This window comes from Achromobacter dolens, assembly GCF_902859745.1.
In the GTDB taxonomy this organism is placed as follows: domain Bacteria; phylum Pseudomonadota; class Gammaproteobacteria; order Burkholderiales; family Burkholderiaceae_B; genus Achromobacter; species Achromobacter dolens.
In genome coordinates this window covers 109,346-116,939 of the sequence record NZ_CADIJW010000015.1, presented here as the reverse complement: position 1 = coordinate 116,939, position 7,594 = coordinate 109,346, and the positions used below count along the sequence as shown (strand labels likewise).

General features: G+C 66.1%; 7 protein-coding genes. All 7 read left to right on the top strand.

The window, feature by feature from the left end; translation table 11 throughout:
- Window positions 1-101 precede the first annotated feature (101 nt).
- The 7 genes from HV783_RS13810 (at window position 102) to rfbC (ending at window position 7,582) form a co-directional block, all read left to right on the top strand.
- Window positions 102-764: a DUF502 domain-containing protein gene (locus HV783_RS13810; protein WP_054500273.1), complete on the top strand. Its 663-nt coding sequence runs from the start codon at window positions 102-104 to the stop codon at window positions 762-764.
- Between the two features lie 40 nt (window positions 765-804).
- The gene (gene aspS, locus HV783_RS13805) at window positions 805-2,592 is read left to right on the top strand and encodes an aspartate--tRNA ligase (RefSeq protein WP_049077151.1); all 1,788 of its coding nucleotides are present in this window, start codon (window positions 805-807) and stop codon (window positions 2,590-2,592) included.
- A gap of 355 nt (window positions 2,593-2,947) precedes the next feature.
- Window positions 2,948-3,814, top strand: a complete 867-nt coding sequence (locus HV783_RS13800) for an endonuclease/exonuclease/phosphatase family protein (RefSeq protein ID WP_054500274.1) — start codon at window positions 2,948-2,950, stop codon at window positions 3,812-3,814.
- Complete coding sequence (clsB, locus tag HV783_RS13795; protein WP_054500275.1) at window positions 3,811-5,022, top strand: cardiolipin synthase ClsB; 1,212 nt, start codon at window positions 3,811-3,813, stop codon at window positions 5,020-5,022. The genes HV783_RS13800 and clsB overlap by 4 nt, the downstream gene beginning before the upstream one ends.
- A 63-nt stretch (window positions 5,023-5,085) precedes the next feature.
- Window positions 5,086-6,138: a dTDP-glucose 4,6-dehydratase gene (rfbB, locus tag HV783_RS13790; RefSeq protein WP_175189327.1), complete on the top strand. Its 1,053-nt coding sequence runs from the start codon at window positions 5,086-5,088 to the stop codon at window positions 6,136-6,138.
- Window positions 6,135-7,028, top strand: coding sequence for a glucose-1-phosphate thymidylyltransferase RfbA (gene rfbA / locus HV783_RS13785; protein ID WP_054500277.1), 894 nt, complete (start codon window positions 6,135-6,137; stop codon window positions 7,026-7,028). Before rfbB ends, rfbA begins: the two co-directional genes overlap by 4 nt.
- Complete coding sequence (gene rfbC / locus HV783_RS13780; RefSeq protein ID WP_054500278.1) at window positions 7,028-7,582, top strand: dTDP-4-dehydrorhamnose 3,5-epimerase; 555 nt, start codon at window positions 7,028-7,030, stop codon at window positions 7,580-7,582. Before rfbA ends, rfbC begins: the two co-directional genes overlap by 1 nt.
- Window positions 7,583-7,594 lie beyond the last annotated feature (12 nt).

The following is a 7,594-nucleotide window of genomic DNA, read 5'->3' as shown; positions in this document are numbered from 1 at the left end:
GAAAGCGCCGCGCCGGCCGCCAGCGCACCGGCGGCGCCCGCCGCTGCCCCCGCGCCCGCCGCGGGGCCGTCCACCGCCTCCTGAGTAACCGCGCGATGCGTATGCGCGTCATCAAAAAGTACTTCATCACCGGCCTGCTGATCTGGGTTCCCCTGGTCATCACGGTGTGGGTGCTGGGTCTGCTGGTCGCCACCCTCGAAGGGTTCGTGCCTGGCTTTCTGTCGTCCGAATCGCTGTTCGGCGTCGACATTCCCGGCTTCCGCTTCGTCCTGGTCATCGTGGTGGTGCTGCTGACGGGCATTTTCGCGGCCAACCTGATCGGCCGCACCATGGTGGACCAGTGGGAAAGCCTGCTGGGCCGCATCCCCCTGGTGCGCTCGATCTACAACTCGGTCAAGCAGGTCAGCGACACCGTGCTCGCCCCGAACGGCCAGGCGTTTCGCCGTGCGGTGCTGGTGCAGTATCCGCGCGCCGGTAGCTGGACCATCGCATTCGTCACCGGCACGCCCAGCGGCGAAGTGGCCGAGCGCCTGCCCGGCGACCACATCAGCGTGTACGTGCCGACCACGCCGAATCCCACGTCCGGCTTCTTCCTGATGGTGCCCCGTGCCGACACGGTGGACCTGCAGATGAGCGTGGACGCGGCCTTGAAGTACATCGTTTCCATGGGCGTCGTCGCCCCGGGTCCGGCCGTGCCGGGCGCCCGGCCGGCGCCGCTCTCTCCGACGCCGGACGCGCAGCGCGCGCCGGGCGTCGACCTGTAACCCTTTACGCTACTACCAAGCACACAACGGAGTTATCCCGATGCGTACCTGCTACACCGGCCAGGTTTGCCGCGACCATCTCGGCCAGACCGTCACCCTGTATGGCTGGGTGAACCGCCGCCGCGACCACGGCGGGGTCATCTTCATCGACTTGCGCGACCGCGCGGGCCTGGCGCAGATCGTGTTCGATCCGGATAACGCCGCCTTCGCCACCGCCGAGCGCCTGCGCAACGAGTTCTGCATCCGCGTCACCGGCCTGGTGCGCGAGCGTCCGGCGGGCACCGCCAACGCCGAGCTGGCCTCAGGCGAAATCGAAGTGCTGTGCAAGGAAGTCGAGATCCTGAACGCGTCGGTCACGCCGCCGTTCCAGTTGGACGATGACAACCTGTCGGAAACCACCCGACTGACGCACCGCGTGCTGGACCTGCGCCGCCCGCAGATGCAGCGCAACCTGATGCTGCGCTATCGCGTCTCGATCGAAACCCGCAAGTTCCTGGACCAGTTGGGCTTCATCGACATCGAAACCCCGATGCTGGCCAAGAGCACGCCCGAAGGCGCGCGCGACTACCTGGTGCCCTCGCGCGTCAACGCCGGCCACTTCTTCGCGTTGCCGCAGTCGCCGCAGTTGTTCAAGCAGATGCTGATGGTGTCGGGCTTTGACCGCTACTACCAGATCACCAAGTGCTTCCGCGACGAAGACCTGCGCGCCGACCGCCAGCCTGAATTCACCCAGATCGACTGCGAAACCTCGTTCCTGAACGAGCTCGAGATCCGCGAGATCTTCGAGAACATGATCCGCCACGTGTTCAAGGTGGTGCAGGGCGTCGACCTGGCCAACCCGTTCCCCATCATGACCTGGACCGAAGCGATGCGTCGCTACGGTTCGGACAAGCCCGACCTGCGCGTGCAGCTCGAATTCACCGACATGACCGACGTCATGCGCGACGTGGACTTCAAGGTGTTCGCCGCCGCCGCCACGGCGCCCGGCAGCCGTGTGGTCGCCTTGCGCGTGCCCGGCGGCGCCGAGATGTCGCGCAGCGAGATCGACGCCTACACCCAGTTCGTCGGCATCTACGGCGCCAAGGGCCTGGCCTACATCAAGGTCAACGAAGTGGCCAAGGGCCGCGACGGCCTGCAATCGCCCATCGTCAAGAACCTGCATGACGCCGCCCTGGCCGAACTGGTCAAGCGCACCGGCGCGCAGGACGGCGACATCATTTTCTTCGGCGCCGACCGCGAGAAGGTCGTCAACGACGCCATCGGCGCGCTGCGCGTGAAGATCGGCCACAGCGAATTCGGCAAGAAGACCGGCCTGTTCACCGCGGGCTGGATGCCGCTGTGGGTGGTCGACTTCCCGATGTTCGAATACGACGAGGAAGACGGCCGCTACACCGCCGCGCATCACCCCTTCACCAGCCCCAAGGACGGCCACGAGGACTTCCTCGAGACCGATCCCAGCAAGGCGTTCGCCAAGGCCTACGACATGGTCCTGAACGGCTGGGAAATCGGCGGCGGCTCGGTCCGTATCCACCGCGAGGAAGTGCAGAGCAAGGTGTTCCGCGCGCTCAAGATCGGCGCCGAGGAAGCCCGCGAGAAGTTCGGCTACCTGCTGGACGCGCTGCAGTACGGCGCGCCTCCGCACGGCGGCATCGCCTTCGGCCTGGACCGCATCGTCACGATGATGACCGGCGCCGAATCGATCCGCGACGTGATCGCTTTCCCGAAGACCCAGCGCGCCCAGGATCTGCTGACCCAGGCGCCGTCGGAAGTCGACGAGAAGCAACTGCGCGAGCTGCACATCCGCCTGCGCAACGCAGAGCCGAAGTAGGCCCACCCCCGAGCGCCTGCGGCGCTCCCCCTCAAGGGGGCGCCGCGCGGGACCGGCGGAGCCGGATCCCGGCGGCCTGGCTAGGGATGGTGTCTCGGGTTTGTGGCGTTTTTCTGCTTGCCTTGTGTGTGCTCGGCTTGGGGGCGTCCCGGGTGCGGGGCTTTGCCTGAGCGGATGCGCCTCTGAGCCGCGCCGGGCCCGTTCGCTGCGTTTCAGGGTGTCTCCGAGGTGGGAAGGGTTCATGGAATTGGAGTAATCTGGCAAACGCCGCCTGGGTTGGCGGGTGCTTGCCGGGACTCTTTTTTGTGGGCCTCGGTTGGCGGTTTCACTGTCTTGAGAAGGCGCCATCTCCTCCATGTCGCTCATTCGTGTCGTCAGCTACAACATCCATAAAGGTCGCTCGGCGCTGGGTCGTCGCGACTCGTTGAACGAACTGCGCCTGGGCCTTTACGGCCTGCGCCCCGACCTGGTCTTCCTGCAGGAAGTGCAGGGCCGCAACGAGCAGAAATCGCTGCTCGACGCCCAGCACGAGTCGCTGGCCGCCGCGCTCAAGCTGGACGTGGCCTACGGCCGCAACGCGATCCGCAGCGCCACCGACCACGGCAATGCCCTGTTGTCGCGCTTTCCCATCCTCGACCACGAAAACCAGGACATCTCGGATCATCGCCTGGAACAACGCGGACTACTGCACGCGACCATCGAACTCGACGGCCGTGCGGTGCATTGCTTCGTGGTGCACCTGGGCCTGTTCGCCGGCAGCCGCAGCCGCCAGATCCTGGCGCTGACCGAGCGCATCCGACGAATGGTGCCCGATGGCGAGCCGATCCTGATCGCGGGCGATTTCAACGACTGGGGCGACCGGCTGGCGCCGCTGTTCGTGCAGCAGTTGGGCCTGTACGAGGTGTTTTCGCACGCCCCGCGCAGCCATGGCGGCGAATTGCCGCGCCTGCGCGATTCGGTCAGGCGCCTGGGCAATGCCCTGCGCGGCCTGCCCAACAGCGGCGTGTCCGTGCTGGAACGCACCAACCAACTGGGCATGGACGGCAGTTCCCCCCTGTTGCTGCCGCCGCCGCGCACCTTTCCCGCCGTGTTTCCCTGGTTCCGCCTGGACCGCATCTACCAGCGCGGCTTCGCCGTGCGCAGCGCGCGCGTGCTGCGCGGCCGCGAATGGGCGCGGCTGTCCGATCATTCCCCCTTGCTGGCCGAGCTGGAACTCCCGTGAAGGCCCAGGGGGTCAGGCTGGAGTGGACCGACGGCAACGACATCCGGCTGCTGCAGAACGGCGCCGACTTTTTCCCGGCGCTGTGCCAGGCTATCGACGCGGCGCAATCCAGCGTGCATCTGGAAACCTACATCTTCATGCTGGATCGCACCGGCCTGAAGGTGCTGGACTGTCTGATGGCGGCGGCCGCGCGCGGCGTCAAGGTGCGCGTGGTGCTCGACGGCTTCGGCGCGGCCGAGACCGCGGATACCCTGCGTGAGCGCTTGACCGGCGCGGGGGCGCAATGCCGCATCTTCCGTCCCGAGCCGCGCTGGTTCGCGAAGTTCATTCCCTCGCGCAGTCGCCTGCGGCGCCTGCACCGCAAGGTCACCATCGTCGATGGCAGCATTGCCTTCATCGGCGGCATCAACATCATCGACGACTACGACGATCTCGATCCCACCGATGGCATCTCGGCGCCGCGCTTCGATTTCGCGGTCCAGGTGCGCGGCCCGCTGGTAACCGAGGCGGCCTACGCGCAGGACCTGCTATGGGTGCGCCTGAACTGGGCCCGCTTGCGGCGCCATCCGCGCGACTGGAGCCGCATGCGGCTGACCAAGCCCAGCCACGCGCCGGTGGCGCCCTGTGGCACCCTGCGCGCCGCGCTGGTGCTGCGGGACAACCTGCGCTTTCGCCAGACCTTCGAACGCGCCTATCTCTACGGCATTACCCAGGCGCGGCGCGACATCCTCATCGCCAACGCCTATTTCTTTCCCGGCCGCCAGTTCCGCCGCGCCCTGGCCAAGGCCGCCGCGCGCGGCGTGCGCGTGCGGCTGCTGCTGCAGGGCAAGGTTGAATACCGCATGCAGTACCACGCCACGCGCTCGCTGTATGACCAGTTGCTGCGCGATGGCATCGAGATCTATGAGTACATGCCGAGCTATCTGCATGCCAAGGTGGCGGTGATCGACAACGTCGCCACGGTCGGCTCGTCCAACCTGGATCCGTTCAGCCTGCTACTGGCGCGCGAGGCGAATGTGGTGGTCGATGACCAGCCGTTTGCCTGGGACCTGCAGGAGCGGCTGGAAGCGGCGATCCAGGAAGGCGGGCGCTTCATCCGTCCGCTGGAGTATCAACGGCGGGGATGGGTGCGGCGGTGGGTGGATGCGGCGTCTTATACGTTGCTGCGGATCGGGGTGGCGTTGACGGGGACGTCGGATAAGTATTGAGCTGGCGGCCGCGGCGGTAAACTGCCGGATCGGAAGGCGTCGCCTTCATTCGAACACTATGCAATGAGCATTCTCGTCACCGGCGGCGCCGGATTCATCGGTTCCAACTTTGTGCTGGATTGGCTGGCGCAGGGGGGCGAGCCCGTGGTCAATCTGGACAAGCTGACCTATGCCGGCAACCTGCACAACCTGGAGGGGTTGAAGGACGACACGCGCCATGAGTTCGTGGTGGGCGATGTCGGCGACATCGCGTTGGTGACCCGTCTGCTGCAAACGCACCAGCCGCGCGCGATCCTGCATTTCGCGGCGGAGTCGCACGTGGACCGCTCCATTGCCGGGGCGGGGGATTTCATCCAGAGCAATATCTGCGGCACGCATGGCCTGCTGGAGGCGGCGCGCGCGTATTGGGCGGGCCTGGCCGGCCCGGCCCGCGACGGCTTCCGCTTTCTGCATGTTTCGACCGACGAGGTCTACGGCTCGCTGTCGCCGGATGCCTCCGCCTTCACCGAATCCAGCCCGTTTCAGCCCAATAATCCCTATTCCGCCAGCAAGGCGGCCAGCGATCACCTGGTGCGCGCCTGTGGCAAGACGCACGGCCTGCCGGTGCTGACCACGCATTGTTCCAACAATTTCGGGCCGCGCCAGTTTCCGGAAAAGTTGATTCCCCTGGTGCTGCACAACGCGCTGGCCGGCAAACCGCTGCCGGTCTATGGCGATGGCCTGCATGTGCGCGACTGGCTTTACGTGACGGATCATTGCCGTGGACTGTGCAAGGTGCTGACGCACGGGCGTCCGGGCGAGACCTATAACCTGGGGGGCGACAACGAGCGCACCAATCTCGAGGTTGTGCTGGCGGTCTGCGCGTTGCTGGATCAGGCGCGCCCGCGTGTCGATGGCGCATCGTACAAGACGCAGATCAAGATGGTGGCGGACCGGGCAGGCCATGACCGCCGCTACGCCATTGATAGCTCGCGGGCCCAGCGGGAACTGGGTTGGCGCCCCGTCGAGACCTTTCAATCGGGGCTCGAGAAAACCCTGCATTGGTATCTGGACAATCCGCAATGGGTCGCCGAGATCGTGGCGCGCGCCCATCGGCGCGGAGATGCGCTGCCATGAGCGCGTCCGCGCCGCGCAAAGGCATCATCCTCGCCGGCGGCTCCGGAACGCGGCTGCATCCGGCGACGCTGGCCATCAGCAAGCAACTGATGCCCGTGTACGACAAGCCGATGATCTATTATCCGCTCAGCACTTTGATGCTGGCTGGCATACGCGACATCCTGGTGATCGCCACGCCGGACGACGCGCCGCGCTTTGCCCATCTGCTGGGAGACGGCAGCCGATGGGGCCTGAACCTGCGCTACGCAGTGCAGCCCTCGCCCGACGGGTTGGCGCAGGCCTTCCTGATCGGCGCAGATTTCATCGGCGACGCACCCTGCGCCCTGGTGTTGGGCGACAACCTCTTCTATGGCCATGACCTGCCGCAACTGCTGGGGCTGGCCGATGCGCGCCGGCAAGGCGCCACCGTGTTCGCCTATCACGTACAGGACCCTCAGCGTTATGGCGTGGTGCAGTTCGATGCCCGCGGCCAGGCACTGCGCATTGAAGAGAAGCCGGCGGTGCCGCAGTCCAGCTATGCCGTGACTGGCCTGTATTTCTACGACAACCAGGTTGTCGCACTGGCGCGCGACATCCGGCCATCGGCCCGCAATGAACTGGAGATCACCGACCTGAACCAGGCGTATCTCGACCAGGGGCGGTTGCACGTCGAGATCATGGGCCGGGGCCATGCCTGGCTGGATACCGGCACCCATGACAGCCTGCTCGAGGCCAGCCAGTTCATCGCCACGCTGGAGCGCCGCCAGGGTCTGAAAGTGGCGTGTCCCGAGGAGATCGCCTTTCGCAAGCAATGGATCGATGGCGCGCAACTGGAAGCGTTGGCCCGTCCGCTACAGAAAAGCGGCTACGGCGATTATTTGATGAGCCTGCTCAAGCGGCTTCCATTCTGATGCTCATTACTTCCCTGACCCTGCCCGACGTGCTGCTGATACAACCCGCCGTGCACCGCGATGCGCGCGGCTGTTTCTTCGAGACCTATCGTCAAGCGGAGCTGGATGCCGCGGTGGGGCGGCCATTGCGCTTCGTCCAGGACAACCAGTCGGAGTCGCGCCGCCATGTGCTGCGCGGCTTGCACTATCAGACGGTGGATCCCCAGGGCAAGTTGCTGCGTGTGACCGAAGGAGAGATCTACGACGTCGCGGTGGACGTGCGCCAGGGATCGCCGACGTTCGGGCAATGGGTAGCCCAGCGCTTGTCCAGCGACAACCGGCTGCAGCTCTGGATTCCGGAAGGCTTCGCGCATGGCTTCCTGGCGCTGTCCGAGCGCGCCGTCGTGTCATACAAGGCGACGGCGTACTACCAGCCGGCGCATCAGCAGTGCCTGCTGTGGAATGATCCTGACCTCGGGGTAGCCTGGCCGTTGGCGGCGGTCGCGCCGCTGCTGTCGGTCAACGACCAGCGAGGCCTGCCCCTGGCGCGCACGCCCGGCATCCGCATTGGCTAGGCCCTACCGCGG